This is a genomic window from Aquirufa sp. (assembly GCF_964796385.1).
Genome location: NZ_CBAUBA010000001.1, coordinates 71,728 through 97,454, shown reverse-complemented (window position 1 = coordinate 97,454; position 25,727 = coordinate 71,728). Strand labels below are relative to the sequence as shown.

Below are 25,727 nucleotides of genomic sequence, written 5' to 3'. Positions count from 1 at the left end.
TGTTTTTGGACCATTTTGAGTTAAATTTGAGGGTAGTTACATCGCTGGTTTTCACGCATGTGTATTTGGTGTCAAAATGATTTTATTTCCTAGGCCAAACAGGATGGTATTCGCTATAACTGCGCAGCTAAAAATGATGATTGACATGGTGAAAGGTGTCCCGTCAAATAACAACCCAACGACTACCGAGCACACCGCTCCCCAGGCCATTTGAATGGATCCTAGCATAGCTGATGCCGTACCTGCACCCCGGTGAAATGGGCGTAATGCCAATGTGGCTACGTTTGGAAAATTGAATCCTTGGCAACCCATAATTAAAAACAATAGGAATATGTTGAGCTCCAAGTTCAGCAATTCGAATTTGGCTAAAATCGACAATAAGAGTCCCAAGGCCAATTGCGTAGGCAATGTAACGCGTAACACCTGTAAACTTGTGTACTTTTTAAGAACTACGCGGTTCAGTTGGCTCGCCGAAATAATCCCCGATGCCACAATCGCAAATAATAATCCAAACTTCGATTCACTGACTCCATAGTAGTTTAAAAATGTCAACGGCGCCCCTCCAACATAAGTAAAAATACTTCCTGCGCCAATTGCGCCGGTAAAAGCGAAAATCAGGTATTCTTTTTCTTTAAAAAGTGCGCGATATGCTTTGGCAATGGTCGTTATTTTGAATGCCCCTTTTTTCTCGTGATTAATTTTCTCTGGAAGCCATGACTTGATTAAGAATATGATGACTAATAGGATTCCTGCCAAAACAAGAAAAATAGCTTTCCAGCTGGCTAATGTCAATAATAAACTTCCAAGTGAGGGAGCAAGAATGGGCGAAACCCCTAAAATTAAGATCATGAAAGACATGATTTTTGGTCGTTCTTTTTCCTCAAAGGTTTCCCGAATGACGGCGTTTGGGGCAACCATTCCCACGCTACCGCCCAAGGCTTGAAATAAGCGAAAGATGGTTAATGCTTCCACAGAGGGGGCAAATGCACAGGCAATGGAGCTTACTACGTAGATTGAAAGCCCGATGTATAAGACATTTTTTCGGCCAAAATGGTCCAGTAAGGGGCCACTAATTAATTGGCCCATACAAATTCCAAAAAAGAAACTGGAAAGGGTGTAGCCCATTTCCTCTTGTGAACAGTTTAAGGCGTGTGCAATATTTTTGAAAGCAGGTAAATACATGTCGATGGACAATGGCCCGATCGCCGAAAGTATGCCAAGTATTAAGATAATTTTCGTGCGGTTCGCAGAAGTAAGCATGTTGGGGGGAATTTTTGAAAGCGCAAAGGTACGCCCAATGTTTGGGAATATGCGTACTTGCTTTAAAGTGGATGGATAAATTTGATTGGGTATTTATCAGTTTTTTAGGTTCAAAGGATCTTTTTTCTCCTTAGCTTTGGCAAACCTGTCAGGTTTGCCAAAGCTCAAGCATGAAGTCCTTTTTGGCCAATTCATATTGTATCAAGATTAGACAATATTAATAATGTTTCTATATTTGCTTTTAGTATAAACCCTTAAATTTTAATGAAATGAAAAAGTTAGTTGCGTTTGTGTTTGTTTTAATGTCATTGTGTTCTGCAACATCGTTTGCTAAGCTTCCAGATCCAACTGATTTTTTCGCTGGGAAATGGAAGTTTCTAGTTTTAGGCACCCCAAATGGTGATGCTACTTTTTCCGCGGATTTGGTTCGTAAAGATGGCGCGTTAACGGGTGTCTTAAAGATTGTTGGTGATACTGCAGCAGAGCCTATTCAAATTGCGAAAGTGGAAGATGACAAGGATAAAGTTGTTGTTTATTTCACAATTCAAGGGTACGATGTGAATTTAGAGTTGACGAAAGTTGATTCTGACAACTTGAAAGGCTCTTTGATGGGTATGTTTGAGGCGAAGGGGATGCGCGTGAAAGAATAATGCAAATCGCCGGAAAAGTATTTTTGCTCACAGGAGCAGGCAGTGGGCTGGGGCGCGAAATGGCGCACCAGCTCATCGCCAAAGGGGCTAAAGTTGCTGCATTGGACATACACTTGCCTCAGCTGCTGGAGACAAAACAAATTTGTTCGGCGGATGACGCTAATTTTTTAACGCTGGAAGCGGACATTAGCAATCGAGCTGCTGTGCTTGCTTTACCAGATCAGGTGATTGCTCATTTTGGGCATGTGGATGGAATTATCAATAATGCCGGGATCATTCAGCCTTTTGTGCGGGTGAATGAGTTAAGTTTTGACGCGATTGAGCGCCTGATGGATGTTAACTTTTATGGGAGTGTGGCGGTGGTAAAGGCATTTCTACCACATTTATTAGTTCGCCCTGAGGCGCATATCGTAAATATTTCTAGTATGGGTGGTTTTCTGCCCGTTCCCGGCCAAAGCATCTACGGTGCCTCCAAAGCCGCTATCAAGTTATTTTCAGAAGGATTATATGCGGAACTGAAAGAGACTTCCGTTCGGGTTACGGTTGTCTTTCCTGGTGCGATTGCGACGAATATTACGGGTAATTCTGGGGTTGAGGGTCCTTCTTCTCCGGGTTCCTCAGCGATGGTGGCCTTGCCTGCAACGGATGCCGCACGGATTATTTTAGCGGGTATGGAAAATAATCAGTTTCATGTTTTTGTGGGGTCTGACTCGAAATTCATGGATATTTTATGCCGAATCGCCCCTGAATTTGCCACGAATTTCATTCGCAAAAAAATGAAGGCCTTGCTTGGGTAGGCTTTCCCCCTTACCTTTGCCAAACCTTGGAGGATTGGCAAAGGTAGTGAAAACTAAGGGGTAAAAGTCTCCACCATCGTTAATGCACGCTCGATGATTTGGTGCATATCGTAATACTTATATTCACCAAGTCTCCCACCGAAATACACCTGCGATTCTGCAGCGGCTAATGCTTGATATTTACTAAATAACTCATTGTTTACGGCATCATTCACCGGATAGTACGGCTCCGTTTTTCCCGCTTGATACGGCTCTGGATATTCGTAACTAATCCAGGTTTTTTCAGTCTCATTAAACTCAAAATGTTTGTGCTCAATAATGCGTGTATATGGAACCTCGGCATCTGTATAATTCATAACCGCAACACCTTGGTGATTGGGATATTCCTTTTTAACATGATCAAAACGCGTGGTCTTGTACTCTAATTCCCCGTGCTGATAGTCGAAATATGAATCAATTGGGCCTGTATAAATTACTTTATTTGCCAGTGTGTTAAATGCTTCCTTATCCGCTAAATAATCCACATTCAAGCGCACCTCAATTCCATCTAGTAATTTCTCAAAGATCTGCGTATATCCACCTTCTGGAATTCCCTGAAATCGATCGTTGAAATAGTTTGTGTCAAAGGTAAAACGAACAGGAAGACGTTTTATGATCTCTTTTGGAAGTTCTTTTGGATCCTTTATCCATTGTTTGGCTGTATAGCCTTTGATCAATTTTTCGTAGATGTCTTTACCTACTAATTTGATGGCTTGTTCTTCTAAATTCTGTGGATCTACAATATCTTTTCCTTGTTCGGCGATGATTTTTTGGGCCTCTTCCGGCGTGTTTACTTGCCAAAGTTGGTTAAACGTCCACATGTTAAACGGCAAGGCAAATAATTCCCCTTTGTAATTCGCAATTGGCCGATTCGTGTAATGATTAAAAGTCGCGTATTGATTAATCCATTTCCAAACGCGCTCATTTGACGTGTGGAAAATATGCGCACCATATACATGTAAGTTAATGTCGTCCCGTTTTTCGGTGTAGCAATTACCGCCAATGTGTTCGCGCTTCTCGATGACCAAACATGAATATCCTTGATTCGTTAATTCGCGGGCACAAATACTGCCAAAAAATCCAGCGCCCACAATCAGGAAATCATACTTTTTAGTCATGTTGTTCAATTATTCAATGTCAAAATTAGCTAATTTTCGCATTTCAACGAACCCATCTTTTCCTACCTTTGCCAATCCTCCAAGGTTTGGCAAAGGTAAGGGGGAATGTGCTCTATACGCAAACCTATTTCATGCGTTTATTGATTATTTTTTAACCACTCTAATCCCAGTCAAACGAAACCCCACCGGAAGTGCCAGCATAGTCATGACTATCGGGATGGAAAATAGCCCATGAAAAAGAGCTGAAAGCGCAACCAAATATATGGGATACGTAACCAACAAAACCCCGAATAGCACCGAATCATAAAAAACGGTACCCGCCGTACGACTCCAAACATAATTACTGACCAAACGAAATAAAGGTAGGTTTAGGTAGTAAAACAGCCCTTTTCGAAGTACCACTACCTCATCAGGCACGCGAACCAAACGAACCATTTGCTCCCGCACGGCCGCATTAAAATCCAACCGATGCCGCGCATGATCAAAAATCGCTTCCTCCGAAAAAGACTCAATCGCCACATGAATCACTTTTCCAAATGACCTAAAATTCGAATATCCCAATCCCACCACATGCACCATGGGCTGAATGCCCGTGGCTTGAGCCGACTCCAATATACGAGTAGCTCCTTTTTTGAAGGGTTGGATTTCATGGGTTAATAAACAGATCCCTTCGATAAAAATCAACAGCCCATCTCCCCGACTAAGCACTTCGACCGATTCCTGAAACGTACCTTCATTTAAATGTAAATGCTCGCGGCCCTCACGAGCCCGATGAATCGGAATCATCCCCATCGACCGTAATAAAAATCCAAATAACGGTTTTCGAAACACATCCCCGCGGGCCAGAAAATGAAGCTTCCGCGGATAATATGCACCTAAAATCACAGCATCTAGAAACGAATCAGGATGATTAGCTACGATCAGCAGAGGTCCCCGCGCCGCCATCAACTCCGCACCCTCAATCCGAACCCGCGGACAGAAAATCCACAAAGCAAGACGCGCCACGAATTTTAGGATAGCAATCAAATTTTAACTTATTTTCCAGCAAGGTTCAAAATTTTCCGCATGCAAGCAAGTTTTCTATCCCTTGTCCTTTTACCCCTAGCTATCGCTATTATTATGGTTGGCCTAGGTCTGTCGCTGACTTTAGCCGATTTTAAACGGATTTTTAATTATCCCAAAGCGATGATCGTTGGCCTAATTACCCAAATGATCATCCTACCTGCGTTCTGTTTTGGCATTGCCCTTATAACAAACCTTCCCCCTGAACTCGCCGTAGGTCTCATGCTGTTAGCCGCTGCACCCGGTGGGCCATCCGCGAATCTTTATAGCCACATGGCTAATGGCGACGTGGCACTAAACGTCTCACTTACCGCACTCAATAGTCTTTTATCCATCATTTCCATCGGGGTAATCGTCAATTTTTCGATGGCCTATTTCATGCAAGCTGACACTTACGTACCTCTGCAATTCCAAAAATTACTTGAAGTTTTTATTCTCATCGTGACTCCTATTGCGATTGGAATGATCCTAAAATTCTATTTCCCAGCAAAGGCACTGCAAGCTGAAAAGTATGTAAAAATGGCTTCTGGAGCGTTTTTGGCGCTCCTTATTATCTTAGCTGGCCTCAAAGAAATTGATCATTTATGGGAAGATTTTGGGATTGTTGGAGGTGCCGCACTACTCTTTAACCTAGGCTGTCTTGGAATCGGCTACGGTATCCCACGCCTTTTCAAGCTCCCACCAAAACAAGCCGTCGCCATCTCCATGGAAGTGGGAATTCACAACGGCTCACTCGCGATTTACATCGCACTCAGCATTTTGCACAATGGAACCATGACCATTCCCGCCGTCATGTATAGCCTTATCATGTTTATTACAGCGGCGATTTTTGCATTTTGGTCGCAAAAGAGAATTGTCAATTAACCTTTTTGTATTTTTGTGGCCATGAAAAATTTCTTAATATTAATTGCTTGCACCTGCTTGTTATATCCTGCTTTAGGCCAAAAGGCCCCTTTGCCAGTTGAAGTGATGGCCGGCAATAACCGCGCCAACCTACTCATTATCATCAATCGGCCTATCGACGCGGCCGGGAAATTCAATTTTTTCAATGTGACGGTGGGAGCGGCCGACTATCAAAATACGCCGTCCGAAACGGAGATGGTAATTAACAATTCGATCACCTACGGCCTCGGAAAAGGGTTTTCTGCCGCATCAGGATTACAATGGCATTATAAATTAGGGCTTGTGCCAACCGTCGGCTTTCAGTTTCTGAAGGCCAGTCCGGATTATTTAATTGTCATTTTCCCCACCTATAATTTTAAACCTGGACCAGCCATTGAAACGGTTGCTCTTGCCGAATTCAAACCCAAATTATCCGATAAACTACGCTTTTATACGCGTCTTCAAGGGTTATTTGTTCGCGACATTGAACGTGGAGTTCACGCGCGTAGTGGCGTCACGCTTCGCGCTGGCCTAACGTTTGATAAATATACTGTTGGCCTAGGCTCCAACTTCGATGCTTATGGCCCACTAAAATCCGAAAAATCAAATCACGGTTTATTTCTTCAAATGCGCTTATGATCCAACAACTCGCCCAACAACTCGCTGAAATGGAATCCATGATTCCAGATGCCCATGTAGAAAATTTGGCTGTTTCGAATGGCTCCGTCGGCTGGCATCTTGCTCACAATATCTTAGTGATCAATCAAGTCATTTCCGCCGTTGCGATATCAGATCCTGCACTTTACCGACCAAAGCAAACATTTATTAAATGGGTCATATTTTTAACAAAGCGCATTCCTCGCGGGAAAGTGAAAGCCCCCAAAGTCGTTGAACCAGCGCAAGACATGGATTTAAAGGAAGCGCTTGAACGAGCAAGTATTGCGATAATTAACCTGATGAGCGTAGAGAAAAATCAGTTTTTCTCACACCCCATGTTTGGTGATTTAAATCAAAGGAAAACCATCCAGTTTTTGGTGATTCACACAGAACATCACCTGAAAATCGCTCGAGACCTACTGAAAAAATAAAAACGCTATCCGAATTTCAGACAGCGTTTTTTGAACTATACTTCATCAACAAACTAAATATCGGTTTAAAGTAAAAATAAAAGTCTATCAATCCAATAGATTTTTGCGTTCTTCAATTAATTTATCTAATGCCACGCATAATTCTGGGGTTAATTTCCCCACATCTCTACGAGTTTCTAATCCGATTGGAAATCCCATTTTCGCCAATACATATTTCGCACTTGTAGGATACACATCATGCATCAGCTGCATATGTTTACACATAAATTTTTGAATGTGTTGTCCCTGCTCAGGTGTCCGACACAATTCAACAATGAGATCTGGGAAATAGTTGCCCTGAATGCAAGAAAGCCCCATTGAACCTGCCTGTAACGAGGCTATCGCATGTTCAATGTACGCGTCATATACCCCAAAAACATGCCCTTTCCCCGCATTAATTTTCGCTTGAACATCGGTGAGTGAAAGCGACGTATCCTTGTGATAGCATAGTCGGCCGGTCAACAATAAATCCTCCAAAACCGGTAAACTTATCAATCGTTTATAGGGAACAGGACATTCATACATACCAAACGGAATGCCCGGAGTTAAGTCTAACCAGGCATGGACGCGCGCCAAAAATTCCGTATCTGACTCCTCAGCAGACGCAAACTGATTATTTAAAATGATCACGGCATCAACCCCAAGCGCATATACTTGCTTTGAAAAATCAGCCATTTCCTCGATACTGCCGCCTAAAGTTCCCGTCGCGACAACGGGTACGCGGCCTGCCACTTGCTTGACAACAGTGTCGATCACCAACAAGCGTTCTGCTGAACTTAGTTCATACATCTCACTCGATAAGCAATTTGCAAAAAGCCCCACCGCGCCTTGCTCAAGGTAAAATTCAGTTAATAGGCGTAATCCAGGCATATCTAATGCCATCTCAGGGGTAAATGGCGTTAACATTACGGGTATAAATCCATTCGGTATTCTCATCTTTTTTTCATGAAAAATTGTGCAAAAAGTCCCAGTCCTACAATCGTTAATGTCCCTACAACTACAGTTAATTTGGCGTCAAGCGGACTTTGGTAGTTGGCAGGCAACAAATCCTTAAACGACATCCAAGCGATCACGACAACACCGCCGATCGCCGCGATTTTTGCCGCCATGTTCGATACATGTTTCGCTAAAAAACCAAGTAAAAATATACCCAACATGCCTCCTGCGAATATGCCCGATAGTTTCCACCAAACGTCTAACAGGCTTTTTACTCCAATCATGCAAATACCAAATACAATCCCTAAACAGCCCATGACCACCGTGGAAATAAGTAATACACGCAATTGTTTTTGTGGCGCCAAATCGGGCTGTACATACCGTAAGTAAATGTCTTTCAAAAACACCGTGGCCGAACTATTCATGCCCGAGCTCATCGTGCTCATTCCTGCCGATAAAAGCGCAGCTAGCAAAAGACCAAGCAGACCTTTGGGAATTTGTGTTTTCATGAAGAAAGGCAATACCTGATCCGCATAATCAGTGGCCTTCAACGCCTCTACGCCCATGTTTCTTTCCAAAGCGACCTGCTTTTTTAACTCTAAAATAAGGGTTGGATTTAAGTCATAATAGGCATAAAGGGCCGTTCCTATAAAGAAAAATAAAAAGGAAACAGGTAAGTAATAAAGCACGCAAAGCCAAATACTTTTGGCGGCATCCTGTGTATTTTTTGCCGTATGGTACCGTTGAATGTAGTTTTGGTCAATCCCAAAATTGGTTAAATTAATAAAAAACCCATAACTCAAAATGACCCAAAATGAACTCGTGGTCAAATCTGGGGAAAAGCTACCTAAACTAAATTTGGCATCACGCTGCCCAATTGTAAGTACATCGGAAAAGCCGATTTGACTCGTAATGATGACTAGAATCAAAAGCGCCCCCAATGTTTTTAAAATAGCCTGAATTACCTCCGTCCAAATGACAGCCTCCATTCCCCCCAATACCGTGTAACAGATGATCACAAAGCCAGAAACAAGAATAATTCCCTCCATTTGAATACCCGTCAACGCATTAATCGTCAGCGCTAATCCGTAAAAAATAGTCCCCATTCGGGCCAATTGGGTCATAATAAAACAAACCATGGCATACGTACGCGCCCAAGCCCCAAAGCGCTCTTCCAAGTGTGAATAGGCGCTGATCGCTTCTCCATTTCGGTAAAAAGGAACGAAAAGTTTAGTGGCTACAAGTGCCGCAAAAGGAATAGAAAGACTAAAAACGAAGGGATTCCAATTGCTTCCAAATGACTTTCCCGGATCCCCCAAGAAGGTAATCGCACTCAAAAATGTGGCATAAAAGCTTAATCCAAGCGCCCAGCCAGGAATTTTCCCAGATGCCGTTGTAAATTGTTCCGAACTTTTATTTTTCCGAGAGAAGTAAACCCCCACCCCAATCATGCTGAGGAGGTAAATTCCGATAATGGCTAGGTCCAGATTTGACATATTAAAGGGTCATGATAACGTGTTTGATTTTCTTCCGTTTCCATGTATATGTAATGTGAACTTTTCCATCTGAAGCTTGGATAACGGCTGGGTAGGAGAATTCGCCACCCGGCTCATTTTCTAAAATGGCAACGTCATTCCAGGTTTGGCCATCAGCCGAAATGGCGACGTTTAATGGGCTGCGTCCCTTTTTTGTCTTGTTGTAAATAATGATGTGCCTGCCATCCCGCAATGTCACAGCATCAGTACCCGAGTTTGGATTGAGCATGTTGGTGGGCGTTAAAGCTGTCCAACTTTTCCCATTGTCATCTGAAGTGGATTGTAGAACGAAGCCGTTTTTGGACCGACAAACCTGCTGTAGTTTTCCGTTTGGTAATTTCAGAATACTTGGCTGGATCGCGGATGTTGTCACCCCATCATTCAACGCGTCCGTACGCGACCATGTTTTCCCCCCGTCTTTTGTAAACTCCATGTGCAGTCGCCAGCCATGATCTTCCGAACTCGAAGGACACAATAAGGTGCCATCTGCCATTAATTCGGGCTTATTTTTAATAGGTCCGTAGATGTCTTTTGGTAGTCGCTCCGCTGCCGACCAGCTTTTTCCGCCATCGATGGAACGCTTTAACATACCCCACCATGTGTCCGGAGCAGGTCCTTCTTTGTAAAATAAAATGAGTTCTTTGCCAGGCATTTGGAACAAAACAGGGTTCCAAGTTGGATAGCGTTTACCAGTATCTTGGACACCATTGGCAACTTCTACCGGCGTAGTCCAGGACCCGTTGCGGAAAAAGCTAAACCAAATGCCCACATCCGGATGTTTTTCATGGGTTCCCCCAAACCAAGCAGCGGCAATCCCAGCTGGTGTTTCCACCAAAGTAGACGCATGACACGAAGGAAACGGGGCACTTTCGTAGATAAATGCAGATTGTTCAATCTGCTGAGCTTGCGCCCAAGGCGCGATCATGCCTAAAAGGCAGAATAAGATTAGTTTTTTCATAGGTTTAGAACGACATAAGCTTTGTCAATCCTTTGAGGTTTGACAAAGCTAAAGGGAAAAAAACAATTTCAAATACCTCTTAAAAAATTTATCAACTAACTGATTTCGATTCCGATGTCGCTAAGCAGACCTGCTAAGCCATCCGAAGAAAATTTGGCTTTTTTCAATCGATTCAATGCCGGGGAAATGGTGTAATTAACCGCCGAACGGAAGTCGGCCTTCTCCAATACCGTCCGATCAAACAAAGCCCCAGCCAAATCACATGCGTCAAATTTCGCCTCTGAAAAATCGGCTTCGGTAAAGTCAACTTCATGTAATACGCAGTCCTGGAAACTTGTTTTTTTACTCTTAGTTTGATAAAAAGAGGATAAATTTAGGACACATTGCGTGAATTGGTATTCTAATAAAAACGGGTTGCAAGCCTCAAAATGAAGCCCTTGCATTTTACATCCCTCAAATACTACCTGCTGTAACGAAGCACCGCCTAACTTAATCAGTGATAGATTACAGTCCTCAAACCGACAATCCACAAACTGAAAATTCTTTAAATCAGCACCCTCAAGATTGCACGAACGAAAGGTGCAATGTTCATATTCCGCATAGGCAAGCGAAGTGCATTTTTCGAAAAGCTGGTCGGCGACGTACGGTTTTTCCATCCGACAAAAATACTAAAATTCAGGGGAGGCCTTGGTTTGAATATCAAAAAAAACACGCATTTTTACAAAAAACCAACGACTATGAAAATCAACATGTTACTCTTGGCCCTCGTGGTCAGCTTGCCCACATTGGCACAAAAATTATACACTTATCCAATGGGTGTTCAGGCCTATACTTTCCGGAAACATTTTCCTAATGGAACAGAGAAAACATTGGACATCATTAAAAACATGGGAATTAAGGAGCTGGAAGGCGGCGCTCCGAAAGGCTACACGCCGGAACAATTCAAGCAATTATGTACTGATCGAGGCATAAGCATCCCATCCACAGGAGTAGATTATAGTGAACTTGCGAATCCGCAAGCGGCCGTAGAACGGGCTAAAATTCTTGGGGTGAAATTTGTTATGTGTGCTTGGATTCCGCACAAAGGCACCGACTTCACTTTGGAAGACGCGCAAAAAGCGGTGGCACTTTTCAATTCGGCTGGAAAGGTTTTTAAGGAGAATGGTATTACTTTTTGCTACCACGATCACGGCTATGAATTTCATGCTTACGAGGACGGGACCTTGATGGATTACATCATCAAAAATACAAATCCGGAATATGTTTCCTTTGAAATGGATGTGCTTTGGACGATGCATGGCGGTGGCGCGGATATGCCGGTGAAATTATTGAAGAAATATCCAAACCGTTGGAAACTAATGCACGTAAAAGATTTGCGCAAAGGCGTGGTGGGGAATTTGACTGGTGGTACGCCTGCAGAAAATGATGTTCCGGTGGGAACGGGTCAGGGTAATTGGAAAGCCATTATCAAATTAGCCAAGAAAAATGGCATCGAGCATTGCTTCATTGAAGATGAAAGTGACAAAGAATTGGAATATGTTCCTTTGAGCATCCAGTACTTGAAAAGCTTGTAATAATTTCTTTACTTTTGTTGGGTGGTCTCATTGCACATGGGCCACCCTTTTTTTATGAAAAAAATCGTCCTTTTTTGCCTGCTGGCATTTTCTACTTTCGCCCAAGAACAACACCGTCCACGCCTTCATTTCACCCCACTGAGTATGTGGATGAACGATCCTAATGGCTTAATTTATGAAAATGGAACATATCATTTGTATTATCAACATTATCCGAAAAGTACGGTTTGGGGTCCGATGCATTGGGGACATGCGACTAGTACGGATTTGTTGCGTTGGAAACACCAACCAATCGCTTTGTATCCCGATTCGCTTGGATTGATTTTTTCGGGGTCGGCTGTGGTTGATCGCCAAAATACGACTGGTTTTGGGGAAAATGCTCTTGTTGCCATTTTCACATCGCACAATATGGAATGGGAAAAAGCGGGACGTGTTGATCGCGAAAATCAAAGCATTGCATTTAGTAACGATCATGGATATACGTGGACTAAATATGCCGGAAATCCTGTTTTGAAAAATCCGGGTATTGCAGATTTTCGAGATCCGAATGTCTCATGGTATGCCCCAGGAAATAAGTGGATTATGGCTTTGGCTACGCAGGACCGTGAGACATTTTATTCATCGAAGGACTTGAAAACTTGGACGCGGGAAAGTGATTTTGGCGCTGGCATTGGTGCGCATGGCGGAGTTTGGGAGTGTCCGGATTTATTTTCGATGGAGGTATACGGTAAGGAAAAATGGGTTTTGTTAGTGAGCATAAATCCGGGTGCCCCAAATGGCGGTTCGGGTACGCAGTATTTTGTAGGGGATTTTGATGGGCATCAGTTTGTGCCACAGGATGCGGAAACGCGCTGGATTGATTATGGTCGGGATAATTATGCGGGCGTAACTTTCCATGAAACAGGGAAACGGAGGGTCTTTTTAGGCTGGATGACAAACTGGGATTATGCGACGGTTGTGCCTACGAAATCATGGCGAAGTGCGAATACGTTACCTCGGGATTTAGCATTGAGAATTGTCAATGGCAAATATTTTGTGTCGTCCACTCCGATCGATTTGCCCGTGGAGTCGGTGAAAAAATTAGCATCTGGCAAATCAATGAAATCTTCTTCAGCCTTGTTGCGCATTTCCGCAAAGGGGCAAGCTGTTCAGGATTTTTCCATTGTTTTAGCAAATGCCAAAGGCGAGCAGGTGACCATGGGATACGAAAAATCAACTAATCGTTATTTTGTGGACCGTCGGCAGTCAGGAGATTTTTCATTTAGCTCGAAGTTTTCAAGTCGGGACTATGCCCCTCGAATAAGCCAATCTGCTACCATCGATTTCCAAGTAATTACCGATGTGGCGTCTGCGGAAATGTTTGCGGATGGCGGGCTAACTGCCATGACCACGATTTATTTCCCTTCGGAGGAGTATAAGGTTATTTCGGCTAAGGGAATTTCGGTGGATGTGGAGGTTGTTAAGCCGATTTTGTAAGCTCGTTTTTATCAGTTTTTAGACTGGGAAAATCACTTTTTCCCCCTACCTTTGCCAAACCTTGGAGGATTGGCAAAGGTAAGTAAAACCTTTTTCCACGTATCTGGATGTCCATCGATCGCAGAGGGATCAAACTCCAGCCCTAACATGCGCGCCACAAGCGGATAAATATCCACATTTTCAAACGGTGGAATCCGCTTCCCCACTTTGAGCGCAGGTCCCCAAGCCTGGAAACTCGCCTGCATTTCCGGCAAACGTGTATCAAACCCATGTTTACCTTGGTTAGTTGGGTAGCGACTTAAGTTGAAAACACGTGGAAGCTTCGGCACGAGCAAGATGGCACCTAAGCGATTGTAACGATCATCCGTTGGGCGGAAATGCCAATGCTCCGGCGTTTCCGACATTAGATAGGTATCGAAATTTTGATTTTTTTTCAAGGCTTCATAGGTGGAAGTGATGCGTGAAGGGTCTTTGGCATGAACTTGCAAAAGCGCATCCCCAGAGGGAACACGAAAGGCCGCCGTATCTATCTCCGCCGGCAAACCCATCGTATTTTTCGAATCAACCGTCACCATCCCATGGTCCGAAACAAACACATAATTGATCGGTAATTTCAACGGATCTAAAGCCGCTTGTAAATCACGAATCGCCTGATCCACAAACTGTACCGATTTCTTTACGCGCGGATCCTCCGGCCCAAATTCATGGGCATCATGATCAACCTCCGGGAAATAAAACGTGATGAAGTGCGGCCGTTTTTCAGCGGGTAGACTTAGCCAGTCTTTCACCGACTGGATACGTTGCGCAATCGGGGTGACCTCATTGTAGACATAATAATAGCTGGGGCGCACGCCTTGGATGTCCGCTTCCGAGGCTACCCAAAAATTACTCGCGGCGAGCATACCCTGCTTTTCTGCCAAAACCCACAGCGGTGTCCCGCCATACCATTTCCCCTCACTCACCATTTTCTTATTCCCCATACTGTATTCTTGCCGTGACGCCGGATCATAATACCGATTATTCACAAGCCCATGATGCGCCGGATATAATCCCGTCACAATAGTATAGTGATTTGGAAAAGTCAAAGTCGGATACGAAGGAATCATTGATGGGGCAGAAACCCCCAAAGACCGCTTTGACTTCAAAAACTCGGCGTCATATTTATCCGCAAAATCCGACCGAAACCCATCCGCTGAAATTAATATCACATACGGTTTTGCAAGTTGATCCGGGGAATTTACCCGGCCAGGAACCCGATGTTGCGTGGTGTCTTGGGCGAATGTATGGAGGGAGAAAAGGAGGAAACTAGCGAGCCAACTTAATAATTTGGTCATGACCGTTTGTGTGAAGTTGAAGTATGTAGCGTCCACTAGGCAGGTCAGTCAAATTAACTTGGCTTAATTTCCCAGGTGTCTGAATATCACGCAGCAATCGACCGTTGAAATCATAGATTTTCAAGTGCTCAAAAGCGTCATCTGGAAGTTCGTCGATACCCAAAGGCGGCATCACATTTACCTGATAATTCGTTTGCAAGCAGTTCTGCGGGTCTTTAACCGTGAATTTTTGGGTCTCAATCGGGTTCTTCTGGATGACACGCGTTTTATCTCCCGTATTCCAAATATATTCCCCTTGCCACGGAGCAGTTAAATTGACCAAACCTTGGTAATTCACAGTCACCGCCGCCGGATCAGTCACGATTAAATCTTTGAAAATGGTAAATTGATCCGTGATGGTCCCATTCTCCGTTAGGAATTTGGCATCGAGCCGTCCGCTCTCAATTTCAAAAATCATGGATCCCCCGATACCCGGCTGGCTCGTCTCCATCGCCGGATGTGGCGCACTTGGGCGCATCGCTCCCGTCGCTCCACCCACACCATTTACGACATACACAACGCCGTTCGTTGCTAGGCTGCTCGTGTACATATAGGGACAAGAGTTCGCCGTCGAATTGTATTTCCCGGAGCTTGTCTGGGTCCAGTTGACCGCCGGATTAAACTCCGCCGCCAAACCCGTAAACCCTTTCAACGGTTTTGAGCGTTCATATACATGGCTATGCCCTGATAAGACAAGGTCAACGCTATATTTTTCCAATACAGGAGTGACAACTAGGCGCGGTTGTTTTAAGTTCTCCCAAACGTCTGAATCATAGGTTCCTTTCGTGTAAGGGGGATGGTGGAAATAGACAATCTTCCAGCGTTGCTTGGTGGTTTGTAGGTCTTTAATTAGCCAGGCCATTTGTTCAGAACCGGCATCGGTTAGTAATTTTCCATCGCGGCCCCGAGCATATGAGTCAAGACTAACGAAGTGGACATTGGCATAATCATACGAATAGTAAGCCTCAGATCCGGACGGGACTCCACCCAATTCTCCTTTCGTAGGCAAATTAAAAATTTGAAAATAACCCACCTCAGGATTATCTTGTATCTGCGCATAGCCGTCGTAATCGTGATTACCTATGCCCATGAATAGGGGACTTTGGCGCAAGAATGTTCCTTTTTGATAGACATCAAAGAAGTTGCTTTGGAAACCTCCATCCGAACCACCGTTGTAGGTATTGTCGCCCACGGTCAATAAAAAATTCGTATAGTTAGCTCCGTTATATTTCTGAAAGGCTTCATAGACACGGTCCTGCGTCACTCCGGGATACATGTCACCTAGGGACCAAAAACGAAATTTTTCTGACGAACCTACGGCTGGGGCCGTTTTAAAGAAGTACGTGGAATCGCCTAGTGTATTTGTGCCGGTTTTAACTCGATAATAATAGGTTCTGCTCGCTGTGAGGGAGTCGATCAGAATGGTATGTTCTGTACTTGCGGTCCCTGTTTTTTTTGTTCGAGTGAATGTTTTGACATCTGTACCAATGCCTACTTCTGCATTCACGGGGCCGTCAGTCCGAAAGCGAACGGTCATCGTGGTTGGCCCTGCCATTTGTAAATAGGGCCCGCGAATGATTTTTTGTCCCCAAGCGTGGGAAGTTATTATCAATAGTAAGCACGTGATGAAGCTATTTTTCATGATAGGGTTTATGAAAACAGTGTAAAAGTACGGAATGAAGGAATAGCTTGGACATAAGCATTTGAATTAATTTATTTTATTAACAAATGATTGGTGATAAAGTTTATTTAACACGTCAGGTTTACCTTTGACTTAGGAATTAATTATCGAAATCACGACTTTTAAGCAGTATGCGTAGGTATCCAAGCTATTAAGAATAGTTAAGTAAGGTCTGTATTCGAGATGTATTCGTCGCCAATTGATCCGCGTGCCTATGCGTCGCATGAAATTGAATTGCGGTATTTGTTTGGAAAGTAAGAGACAAGTCTAAAGTCCGGAGTCTAAAGTCCGGGGTCCGAAGGAAAATAGTCCGAAGGGAAATAGTCCGGAGGGAATATGTCCGAAGGGAAATAGTCCGAAGTCTAATGTCTAGCGTATATTTTTTGATTTGGCATCAATTTTTAAAATCAGACCGAAAATTATATAAATAAGCGCCTCAGGAGAAATCCTGGTTTTTTTTGTTGAGGATGTACCAAAATTTAATTTGTCCTTTTTATTGAAAACAGGACAACTACATATTGACTTGGTAGCAGTCTTATTTTTTAATTTCTTTTTTTTGTTTGCTGAATTTCATTTGTTACTAGATGAGCTTTGGATTTTAGTTTATTGTTCGATTACCATATACTTACTATAACTCTTTGTTCAACCAATACATTTAAAATGACTAACTCGCTCAGAGTAGCCGGCGTACGAGTATCTCAGAAGTTCGTACAGGTTCTATTTAAATCGTTACTAATCTTGTTAGTGACATCCCCACTTCTCTTTTCGCAAAACAATATTTCCGTTTCGTTTTCAAATGGATTTATAGGTGGTGTTGGAAGTAATAAAGTTCTAAATTCAACAAGTTTTACAACTTATGGTTGGACCAATGTTCAGTTTAGTCAAAACTCCTCTTCAACTATTTTCACGGCGCAAGGAAATGATATTCCGGGTAATATTCTTATTACCGACTTTTTAGGTTTAGAGCATTCAATTGCAGGTTTCATTCAGATACGAGTTACCGACGGAAGTAATGTGTTGGCCATGGGCTTTAAACCTACCGGCTCTGCCACTTTAGCTAATCGAGACAATACAATTAAATTAATCTCTAATCTCAACTACGTCGGGTTAATTTTTAACGGAAAAACGTTAACATTCACTGATGGTGATGATATTAGTACAAATGCGGCTGGTGTTCTTGGGGATTTAAATGATTACTTAGCTTCCCAACCCAAATTCTCCGTAGCTGACCTTTCTATAAACGAAGCTGCGGGCACTGCCACAGTAACCGTTCGCTTAAGTGCTGCGGCATCTACTACGACAACTGTTGGGTATGTTCTATCTAATGGAACTGCTACGGCAGGTACTGATTACACGACTACTTCAGGTACGCTAACTTTTGCGGCTGGCGATCTCACAAAAACTTTTAATGTTACAATCGCCAATGATGTTGACTCGGAAGCGAATGAAACCATCAACATCACCTTACAAGATCCGGTTGGCGCAGCGATATTAGACCCAACAGCGGTTTTGACGATTGTCGACAACGATTCCCCCAATATCTTTATTGGCGGAACCCTGAGCACATTTACCGCTTGTGCAGGAGCCCCTTCAGCAGAACAGAGTTTTACCATTGAAGGAGCGGCTTTATCAAATAATATTACGATTACCTCACCTGCTGGATATGAGATCTCAACTACATCTGGTTCTGGATTCACTAATAGTATTACCTTGACTTTATCAGGTTCAGCAGTTGCTTCTACGACAATATACATCCGCCTGAAATCAAATGCTACAAATGGTGATGGTGGAAATGTTAGCGCTGTGTCAGGTGTAATAACTCAAACAATTGCCACAGGTTCGGCTACAGTTAATGCGTTGCCAACTGTGACTTCAACTGTTGATGGTTCTCGTACTGGCACAGGAACTGTGACTTTAACGGGTACAGCATCTTCAGGCGCAACCTTAGATTGGTATGCAGCTGCTACAGGCGGTTCAGTGGAAGCTAATGGATCAGGGACGCTATCATTTGTTACCCCTAGCATTTCTTCGACAACAAATTATTATGCCGAAGCAAGAAATACGACAACATCATGTGTATCTCTCGCTCGTTCCGTAGTTGTTGCCACCATTAATAATTCAAACACACCACCTACGATCACCACGGTTGCTAATCAAAACGTAGTGGGCACTGCCTCTACAGGCGCACTGGCAGTAACGGTAGGTGATACAGAAACGGCAGCGGGAAGTTTGACTTTAACGGTAACTTCAAGTAATGTAGCTTTAATTCCATTGGCCAACATAACATTAGGTGGCTCAGGTGCGAATCGTACCGTAACCGCCAACGCTTTAGTTGATCAAACGGGAACGTCGACAATCACATTGACGGTAACCGACGGTGGAAGTTTAACGGCGACGTCTTCATTTACAATCACGGTTTCAACTGATAATTCAGATACAGATGGCGATGGAGTTTCTGATGCGCAAGAGCGAATTGATGGCACATCCCCTGCAAGTGGATGTGATTTTAAGAAATCAAGTCAAAATTTGGCTGCGGTTAGTGCTTTCTGGAAAGGAGGGGATTGTGATAATGATGGGATATCTAATTTCTTAGAAACAAATGGAGGCACCAATAATGCTGATTTTGATGGAGATGGCATCTTAAACATGTTTGACCCGGATTCGGATCAGGATGGCATTAATGATAGTTACGAAAAAAATATCGATACGGATGGCGATGGCGATGCGGATTATTTAGACTTGGATTCAGACAACGACGGTATTTTAGATCGCCGCGAGATGGTAGGTGATATGGATCGCGATGGTATTCCGAACTACAAAGATTTGGATTCGGATGGAGATGGCATTTTGGATGTGATTGAAGCCACTGAAAATTTCCGTGCAGCGGTTGACCGTAACAGCGATGGCCGCGTAGACGGAGGCACAACAGATGCCAATACGAACGGATGGCCCGATGCCGTTGATTCTTTTGCAGGTGCCCGCCCATTAGCCATTCCAGATACGGATCGCGATGGTGCACTTGATTTCTTGGATTTAGATGCAGATGGTGATGGAATTTTAGATTCGTTCGAAGGAGCTGGAGATCCCGACAAAGATAACGTTGCGAATTTCCGTGATTTAGATTCCGATGGGGATTGGTTAGGCGACGGTATTGAAGGCAGAAATGATGCTGATGGAGATGGTATTCCAAATTATTTAGATTTGGATTCTGATGGAGATACAATTATGGATAGTTGGGAAGGCGCAAATCGTTGTGTCGCTTGTACAAATTTACAAGATGACCAAGGTGACGGCTGGGATGATCGCAAGCAATTCCCAAATCCAATGGCAATAGATACAGATAAAGATGGTACGCCAGACTTTTTAGATTTAGATTCAGACAATGACTGTATTTTAGATCGTCAAGAACTAGGTGCGGACATGGATAGCGATGATAAACCAAATTTCCGGGATGAGGATTCCGACAATGATGGTATCTCTGATCAAGTGGAGGCGGTTGTTTGCGGCGCACCAATTGATACGGATAATGACGGGAAGCCGGATTTTGAAGATTTAGATTCCGATAATGATGGCATTTCGGATAAGATTGAAGGGGTAGTGGACACGGACGGAGATGGTCTGCCAGATTACCGCGATTTAGATTCAGATAATGATGGTATTCCTGATACCATCGAAGGTGTTGTAGATACAGATGGTGATGGTTTACCAGATTACCGTGATTTAGATTCAGATAATGACGGAATCCCAGACGCCGTAGAAAAAGGAAAAGATGGAAATAATCCGTCGGATACGGATGGCGATGGAATACCTGATTTCCGTGATAGTGATTCAGATAATGATGGTATTCCGGATAGCGTAGAAAAGGGCAAAGACGGCAATAATCCGTTGGATACGGATGGCGACGGCTTACCAGACTACCGTGATTTGGATTCAGATAACGATGGTATTCCAGATGCGATTGAAGCAGGGAAAGATGCAAATAACCCAACAGATACAGATGGCGATGGCACACCAGATTACCGCGATTTGGATTCAGATAATGATGGCATTCCAGATGCGATTGAAGCAGGTAAAGACCCAATCAATCCATCTGATACGGATGGGGATGGTATCTATGATTTCCGTGATTTAGATTCTGATAACGATACGATTTCAGATAAAGTAGAAGCTGGAGCTGATCCAAAGAAACCGGTGGATACGGATGTAGATGGTATATTTGATTTCCGCGATTTGGACTCTGACAATGATAGCATTCCAGATTCAGTTGAGGGTATTGTGGATACGGATGGTGATGCGAAACCAGATTACCAAGACATTGATTCGGATGGTGATGGATTATCAGATCGAATTGAGGCGGGCCCTAATCCACGTGTTCCAGTGGATACTGACCGAGATGGCAGACCCGATTACCGTGATTTGGATTCCGATAACGATGGCTTACTCGATCGGGAAGAAACGGGCACTAATCCGGCTAGTCCATTGGATACCGATAAAGATGGCATCTTTGATTTTCGTGATACGGATGCGGATAATGATGGTATTTTGGATGTGAATGAGGATGACTTAGGATTAGGTAATATTTTAGACTGTGACAAAGATGGTATACCAAATCGCTTAGATGCGGACGTTTGTCCATCGATAGCTCCACAGGGAATTTCACCTAATGGAGACGGCAAGAATGATGTGTTAGCTATCCCAGGTTTATTGGCAACACCTGGTCCAAACAAACTGACAATCTTTAATCGATGGGGTAATATCGTATATGAAAGTGCGGATTACAAGAATACGTGGGGTGGTCAAACTGATAGAGCGTTTGATTTGTTGGCAACCGACGGCCTTCTACCTGACGGCACCTATTATTACATTTTAGATTATCAGGATCGCAAGCCTACTTTGAAGGCCTACATTTACATTAACCGTATAGACAAATAAGGACGATGCAATATATCATAAACATTAAACAGAGAGTAGATCAATTGAAGTGGAGCAAGAACCTGTTGGTTCTTGCATCCCTATTGGTTTTCGGAAATACGGCATTTGGCCAAATCGAATCGATGTATTCGATGTATCGTTTTAACCCTCAAATAGTTACGCCTGCACATGCAGGTAGTACGGAAACAAGTGAGATTTCTTTGATGAGTCGTCAGCAATGGTTAGGAATCGAGGGTGCGCCAAAGACATATGTTTTGTCGGGCAATTTCAAGTTCAAACAGCAAAGTGGTATTGGAGTTAATATGATGTTGGACCAAGCTGGCCCTTTAAAAATCACAACTATCAGTGGTGATTATGCGTATCATACGAAGTTGACCGGGGACTGGATATTTTCGGGGGGTATTCGTGCAGGGCTAGCAAATTTAAATTTAGACTATACGGGTTTGGCTCTTTCTCAAACGGATGATGTCCTATTTGCTACAAATCGTTCTTCCGGTTTAAAGTTTAATACCGGTTGGGGCCTTCGAGTTCAAAAGAACGATGGTTTTTTTGTTAGCGTTTCGCAACCGCGTTTGTTAAAATATGACATAGGTTCTGGATTTAAGGACGTCGCCTATTTTTACACGATGGTTGGCACCAAAGTAAAAGCCTCAGAGCAAATTACGTTATATCCGAGTGTCATGTTTCGCACGGCGGGAGACGCGCCCTTAAGTTTTGATGCAAATGTGATGGCGAACCTAGGTGGGAAGCTTGATGTGGGTATCAACTACCGTTACCAAGATAGCTGGGGAATCCGCGCAGGTGTTCAGGCGACAAAGAACATTTACTTAGGGTATGTATTCGAGATGCCAACCTCCCAGCTAAGCCGCGTGCGTGTGCAGTCTCACGAGATCGCGTTGCGGTATTTGTTTGGAAAGTAATTTACAGTAGAGACGCGAAACTTCGCGTCTAAAAGTAAGAGCTGTGACACCTCGTATCTATTTAAAAAAGACGCAACGTATTGCGTCGCTACAAAACAAATGAGACGTGAAACTTCACGTCTTTTTTATTGTTCGCCCAAGCCCCAAATACGGCCAATTTCAGGAATATTTTTTTGCTTAAATCAGCTTTATATTAGTGATTAAGTGGTTATTATCAACCACTTGCTAAAAATTGTGTCGGTTAACCTGATTATTATCACTTTGTTTTCATTTTTATTTTATAATTTAGCGAACTACTCTTAAATAATATTTTATGAATCGATTTAAAATAGGGCAAGTGCTATCTTGTTTCTTGCTGATCCTTGGCCTTTTAAGCGGGCACCACGGTTTTGCACAAGGCAAAATTGGATTTGATGGCAAGTTCATCTCTGTTCCTGGTTCTGAGTTCCACGCATATGGTGGAGTTGGAAATCGGAATTACACGTTCACCTTCAATAGTGCTAATGCGATGACATTTGCCACGGCACCTACGCCTAATCTCGATGTCCTTGACATCGTTTCAGGTTCTAGTGGAGCTCCAGATACGTTAAATATTGTTGATCGATATGGGGCGCAATTTGATTTTAAATCACTTGAATTTGTGCCAAAGAGTAGTGCTGGATTTGGTACTGTTTTGCAATTTACGGCATTCAGGGCAGGTGTTCAAGTAGCTCAAGTATCCATTGCGGATATTGCCTCGGGGTCATTAACTAAATATCCTAATCCAAATAGTCCCTCGGAGACTTTCAGTAACTCGTTTAAGAATGTAGATCGTGTAATCATCACCATTCCATCGGGCGCTAGATTTAATCACCGCTTTGATAATGTTGTTTTTGATACGGATTACGATGGGGATGGTGTCATGTTTACGCAAGAGGTAATCGATGGCACGAACGTTAACAGTGGGTGTGATTTTAAGTTAAGTTCTCAAAATATAGCGTTGGTTAGTGACGCTTGGAAAGCAGATGACTGTGATCGAGATGGTATTTCTAACTTATTAGAGACTAATGGAGGGACAAACAATGCAGATTTCGATTTTGATGGAATCTTAAATATGTTCGATATTGATTCAGATCAAGATGGCATCAATGATAGCTATGAAAAGGCAGTAGATACAGACCGTGATGGCGATGCGGATTATTTAGATTTAGATTCAGATAATGATGGTATTCCAGATATTCGCGAGAAAGTAAGCGATATGGATGGCGACGGCATTCCTAATTACAAAGATTTAGATTCGGATGGCGATGGCATTTTTGACGTTATCGAAGGTATGGAAAATTTCCGTGCAAGCTTTGATCGGAATGGCGATGGTCTTTTGGATGGCGCTACGTCAGATGCTAATGCCAATGGCTTGGGCGATGGAATTGATCCTCGTGCAGGTGGTCTACCTTTTGGTGTGCCAGATACAGATCGCGATGGACAGCCAGATTACTTAGACCGTGATTCAGATGGCGATGGAATTTTAGATTCAGTGGAATTGACTGGTGATCTGGATAGTGATAACATTGCCAACTACCGTGATTTAGATTCTGATGGAGACTGGGTAGCTGACGGGTATGAGGGAACAAATGATTTTGATGGTGACCGTGTGCCAAATTATTTAGACGCTGACTCAGACGGAGATGGTATTATGGATTCGTGGGAAGGTGCTGATAAGTGTGCGGCATGTAATGTTTTGCAAGACGCAAATGGAGACGGTTTTGATGATCGTAAGCAATTTAATTCTCCTGCACCTATTGATACCGACAAAGATGGAATACCGGATTTCTTGGATTTAGATTCAGATGCCGACTGTATTCCAGATGCGGTTGAATCAGGTCGTGATGGAGATAAAGATGGCATTGCCAATTTCCGTGATTTGGATTCGGATGGTGATACCATTCCAGACGCTGTTGAAGCAGTTACTTGTGGAACGCCAGTAAACACAGATAATGATGGTTCAGAAATAGGTGCTGATTATGAAGATTTAGATTCAGATGGAGATGGAATCTCAGATGCCATTGAAGCAGGAGCTGATCCTACCAAGCCAGTGGATACAGATGGCGATGGTTTGCCAGATTACCGTGATTTGGATTCGGATGGTGATAAAATTCCAGACGCATTTGAAGCAGGTAATGATTTGACTAAACCTTTAGATTCGGATGGAGATGGCATTTTTGACTTCCGCGATAGGGATTCTGATAATGATACGGTACCAGATGCTGTAGAAGCAGGTCCAGATCCGACGAAACCTGTTGATACAGATAATGACGGCGATCCAGATTACCGTGATATTGATATTGACAATGATGGTATACCAGATGCGATTGAAGCAGGTGCTAATCCTCAAAGTCCAGTAGATACAGATAAAGATGGTACCCCAGATACGAAAGATTTGGATTCAGATAATGATGGTATTTCAGATGCGATTGAAGCAGGAAAAGATGCGAAAGTACCAGTAGATACAGATTCGGATGGAATCTTCGATTTCCGTGATTTAGATTCAGATGGAGATAGTATCTCAGATACAATCGAAGCGGGTAAAGATGCCGTAAGCCCTGTGGATACGGATAAGGATGGCGTGGCCGACTTCCGTGATTTGGATTCAGACGGTGATGGCTTGACGGACAAAATTGAAGTAGGGACTGATCCTACGAAACCTGCCGATGCTGATGCGGATGGAATTTTTGATTTCCGTGAATTAGATTCAGATAACGATTCGATTCCAGACGCTGTTGAAGCAATCACCTTAACGAAGCCAGTGGATACGGATGGAGATGGCCTTGCGGATTACCGTGATACAGATTCGGATGGCGATGGTATTCCAGACTCGATTGAGGCTGGTAAAGATGGTAAAAATCCAGTTGACACAGACGTAGACAGAACTCCAGATTACCGTGATTTGGATTCAGATAACGATAGCTACACAGATAAATTAGAGGCAGGAAATGATCCAAAATCACCTTTAGATACGGACAAAGATGGTATTTTTGACTTCCGAGATATCGATGCCGATAATGATGGTACGTCAGATTTAAATGAAGACAACATTAATTTAGGTGGTTTGACGGATTGCGATGGAGATGGGGTATCTAACCGTGTTGACGCGGATGCATGTCCTGTGTTTGCTCCTCAAGGAATTTCACCTAACGGCGATGGTAGAAATGATTTCTTAATTATTCCTGGTTTATTAGCGACACCTCCTCCATATACCTTGTATGTATACAACCGTATGGGGAACTTGGTTTACGAGAAAGAAAACTATTTAAATGATTGGAACGGTGGTGATTTACCAGATGGTACGTATTACTACATCATCGATTACAAAGGCCGTAAAACGAACTTGAAGGCTTATTTGTACATCAACCGTTTAGATAAATAAAGAG

The 25,727-nt window shown here is 43.2% G+C and carries 19 protein-coding genes; 10 read left to right on the top strand and 9 right to left on the bottom strand.

Features of this window, described 5'->3' with window-relative positions; all coding sequences use genetic code 11:
* Nucleotides 1–51: 51 nt before the first annotated feature.
* Nucleotides 52–1,260 (bottom strand): multidrug effflux MFS transporter, encoded by a 1,209-nt coding sequence (locus tag AC1W6K_RS00500; RefSeq protein ID WP_481946030.1) that lies wholly within the window; start codon nucleotides 1,258–1,260, stop codon nucleotides 52–54.
* Nucleotides 1,261–1,529: 269 nt separating this feature from the next.
* Here AC1W6K_RS00500 and AC1W6K_RS00495 point away from each other — a divergent pair, with 269 nt between their 5' ends.
* Both AC1W6K_RS00495 and AC1W6K_RS00490 read left to right on the top strand, forming a co-directional pair.
* The gene (locus tag AC1W6K_RS00495) at nucleotides 1,530–1,910 is read left to right on the top strand and encodes a hypothetical protein (protein WP_481946029.1); all 381 of its coding nucleotides are present in this window, start codon (nucleotides 1,530–1,532) and stop codon (nucleotides 1,908–1,910) included.
* Nucleotides 1,910–2,707: an SDR family NAD(P)-dependent oxidoreductase gene (locus AC1W6K_RS00490; protein ID WP_481946028.1), complete on the top strand. Its 798-nt coding sequence runs from the start codon at nucleotides 1,910–1,912 to the stop codon at nucleotides 2,705–2,707. Before AC1W6K_RS00495 ends, AC1W6K_RS00490 begins: the two co-directional genes overlap by 1 nt.
* Nucleotides 2,708–2,760: 53 nt before the next feature.
* On the opposite strand, the gene glf is transcribed toward AC1W6K_RS00490, so the two are convergent.
* Nucleotides 2,761–3,864: a UDP-galactopyranose mutase gene (glf, locus tag AC1W6K_RS00485; protein WP_481719060.1), complete on the bottom strand. Its 1,104-nt coding sequence runs from the start codon at nucleotides 3,862–3,864 to the stop codon at nucleotides 2,761–2,763.
* A 144-nt stretch (nucleotides 3,865–4,008) separates the two neighbouring features.
* Complete coding sequence (locus AC1W6K_RS00480; protein ID WP_481946027.1) at nucleotides 4,009–4,890, bottom strand: 1-acyl-sn-glycerol-3-phosphate acyltransferase; 882 nt, start codon at nucleotides 4,888–4,890, stop codon at nucleotides 4,009–4,011.
* A gap of 39 nt (nucleotides 4,891–4,929) precedes the next feature.
* On the opposite strand from AC1W6K_RS00480, the gene AC1W6K_RS00475 reads away from it, so the two are divergent.
* Genes AC1W6K_RS00475 through AC1W6K_RS00465 form a run of 3 tightly spaced genes read left to right on the top strand, consistent with a single transcriptional unit; the run spans nucleotide 4,930 to nucleotide 6,896 of the window.
* Nucleotides 4,930–5,790 carry a bile acid:sodium symporter family protein gene (locus AC1W6K_RS00475; protein ID WP_481946026.1) on the top strand — a complete coding sequence of 287 codons (861 nt, stop codon included), beginning with the start codon at nucleotides 4,930–4,932 and terminating at the stop codon, nucleotides 5,788–5,790.
* Between the two features lie 21 nt (nucleotides 5,791–5,811).
* The gene (locus AC1W6K_RS00470; RefSeq protein WP_481946025.1) at nucleotides 5,812–6,447 is read left to right on the top strand and encodes a hypothetical protein; all 636 of its coding nucleotides are present in this window, start codon (nucleotides 5,812–5,814) and stop codon (nucleotides 6,445–6,447) included.
* Nucleotides 6,444–6,896, top strand: a complete 453-nt coding sequence (locus tag AC1W6K_RS00465; RefSeq protein WP_481719064.1) for a DUF1569 domain-containing protein — start codon at nucleotides 6,444–6,446, stop codon at nucleotides 6,894–6,896. Before AC1W6K_RS00470 ends, AC1W6K_RS00465 begins: the two co-directional genes overlap by 4 nt.
* Before the next feature lie 87 nt (nucleotides 6,897–6,983).
* Here the strand turns inward: AC1W6K_RS00465 and AC1W6K_RS00460 are convergent, their stop codons facing one another.
* The 4 genes from AC1W6K_RS00460 to AC1W6K_RS00445 form a co-directional block, all read right to left on the bottom strand.
* Nucleotides 6,984–7,871, bottom strand: coding sequence for a dihydrodipicolinate synthase family protein (locus tag AC1W6K_RS00460; protein ID WP_481719065.1), 888 nt, complete (start codon nucleotides 7,869–7,871; stop codon nucleotides 6,984–6,986).
* Nucleotides 7,868–9,367, bottom strand: a complete 1,500-nt coding sequence (locus AC1W6K_RS00455) for a sodium:solute symporter family protein (RefSeq protein WP_481946024.1) — start codon at nucleotides 9,365–9,367, stop codon at nucleotides 7,868–7,870. The genes AC1W6K_RS00460 and AC1W6K_RS00455 overlap by 4 nt, the downstream gene beginning before the upstream one ends.
* Before the next feature lies 1 nt (nucleotide 9,368).
* A complete protein-coding gene (locus AC1W6K_RS00450; RefSeq protein WP_481946023.1) occupies nucleotides 9,369–10,364 on the bottom strand; it encodes a sialidase family protein in 996 nt (331 codons plus the stop codon).
* 95 nt (nucleotides 10,365–10,459) lie between these two features.
* On the bottom strand, nucleotides 10,460–11,020 hold the full coding sequence (locus AC1W6K_RS00445; RefSeq protein WP_481946022.1) for a pentapeptide repeat-containing protein: 561 nt from the start codon (nucleotides 11,018–11,020) through the stop codon (nucleotides 10,460–10,462).
* A gap of 81 nt (nucleotides 11,021–11,101) precedes the next feature.
* Here AC1W6K_RS00445 and AC1W6K_RS00440 point away from each other — a divergent pair, with 81 nt between their 5' ends.
* Both AC1W6K_RS00440 and AC1W6K_RS00435 read left to right on the top strand, forming a co-directional pair.
* Complete coding sequence (locus AC1W6K_RS00440) at nucleotides 11,102–11,938, top strand: sugar phosphate isomerase/epimerase family protein (protein WP_481946021.1); 837 nt, start codon at nucleotides 11,102–11,104, stop codon at nucleotides 11,936–11,938.
* 54 nt (nucleotides 11,939–11,992) lie between these two features.
* On the top strand, nucleotides 11,993–13,414 hold the full coding sequence (locus AC1W6K_RS00435) for a glycoside hydrolase family 32 protein (protein ID WP_481946020.1): 1,422 nt from the start codon (nucleotides 11,993–11,995) through the stop codon (nucleotides 13,412–13,414).
* Between the two features lie 32 nt (nucleotides 13,415–13,446).
* Here AC1W6K_RS00435 and AC1W6K_RS00430 read toward each other — a convergent pair whose 3' ends face one another.
* Complete coding sequence (locus AC1W6K_RS00430; RefSeq protein WP_481946019.1) at nucleotides 13,447–14,748, bottom strand: alkaline phosphatase family protein; 1,302 nt, start codon at nucleotides 14,746–14,748, stop codon at nucleotides 13,447–13,449.
* A complete protein-coding gene (locus tag AC1W6K_RS00425; protein ID WP_481946018.1) occupies nucleotides 14,720–16,429 on the bottom strand; it encodes a metallophosphoesterase in 1,710 nt (569 codons plus the stop codon). Before AC1W6K_RS00425 ends, AC1W6K_RS00430 begins: the two co-directional genes overlap by 29 nt.
* Before the next feature lie 699 nt (nucleotides 16,430–17,128).
* Here AC1W6K_RS00425 and AC1W6K_RS00420 point away from each other — a divergent pair.
* From AC1W6K_RS00420 to AC1W6K_RS00410, 3 genes are all read left to right on the top strand, one after another.
* Nucleotides 17,129–21,400: a T9SS type B sorting domain-containing protein gene (locus AC1W6K_RS00420; protein ID WP_481946017.1), complete on the top strand. Its 4,272-nt coding sequence runs from the start codon at nucleotides 17,129–17,131 to the stop codon at nucleotides 21,398–21,400.
* Nucleotides 21,401–21,405: 5 nt separating this feature from the next.
* A complete protein-coding gene (locus AC1W6K_RS00415; RefSeq protein ID WP_481946016.1) occupies nucleotides 21,406–22,320 on the top strand; it encodes a PorP/SprF family type IX secretion system membrane protein in 915 nt (304 codons plus the stop codon).
* A gap of 313 nt (nucleotides 22,321–22,633) precedes the next feature.
* Nucleotides 22,634–25,723 (top strand): T9SS type B sorting domain-containing protein, encoded by a 3,090-nt coding sequence (locus AC1W6K_RS00410; RefSeq protein ID WP_481946015.1) that lies wholly within the window; start codon nucleotides 22,634–22,636, stop codon nucleotides 25,721–25,723.
* Nucleotides 25,724–25,727: the final 4 nt, after the last annotated feature.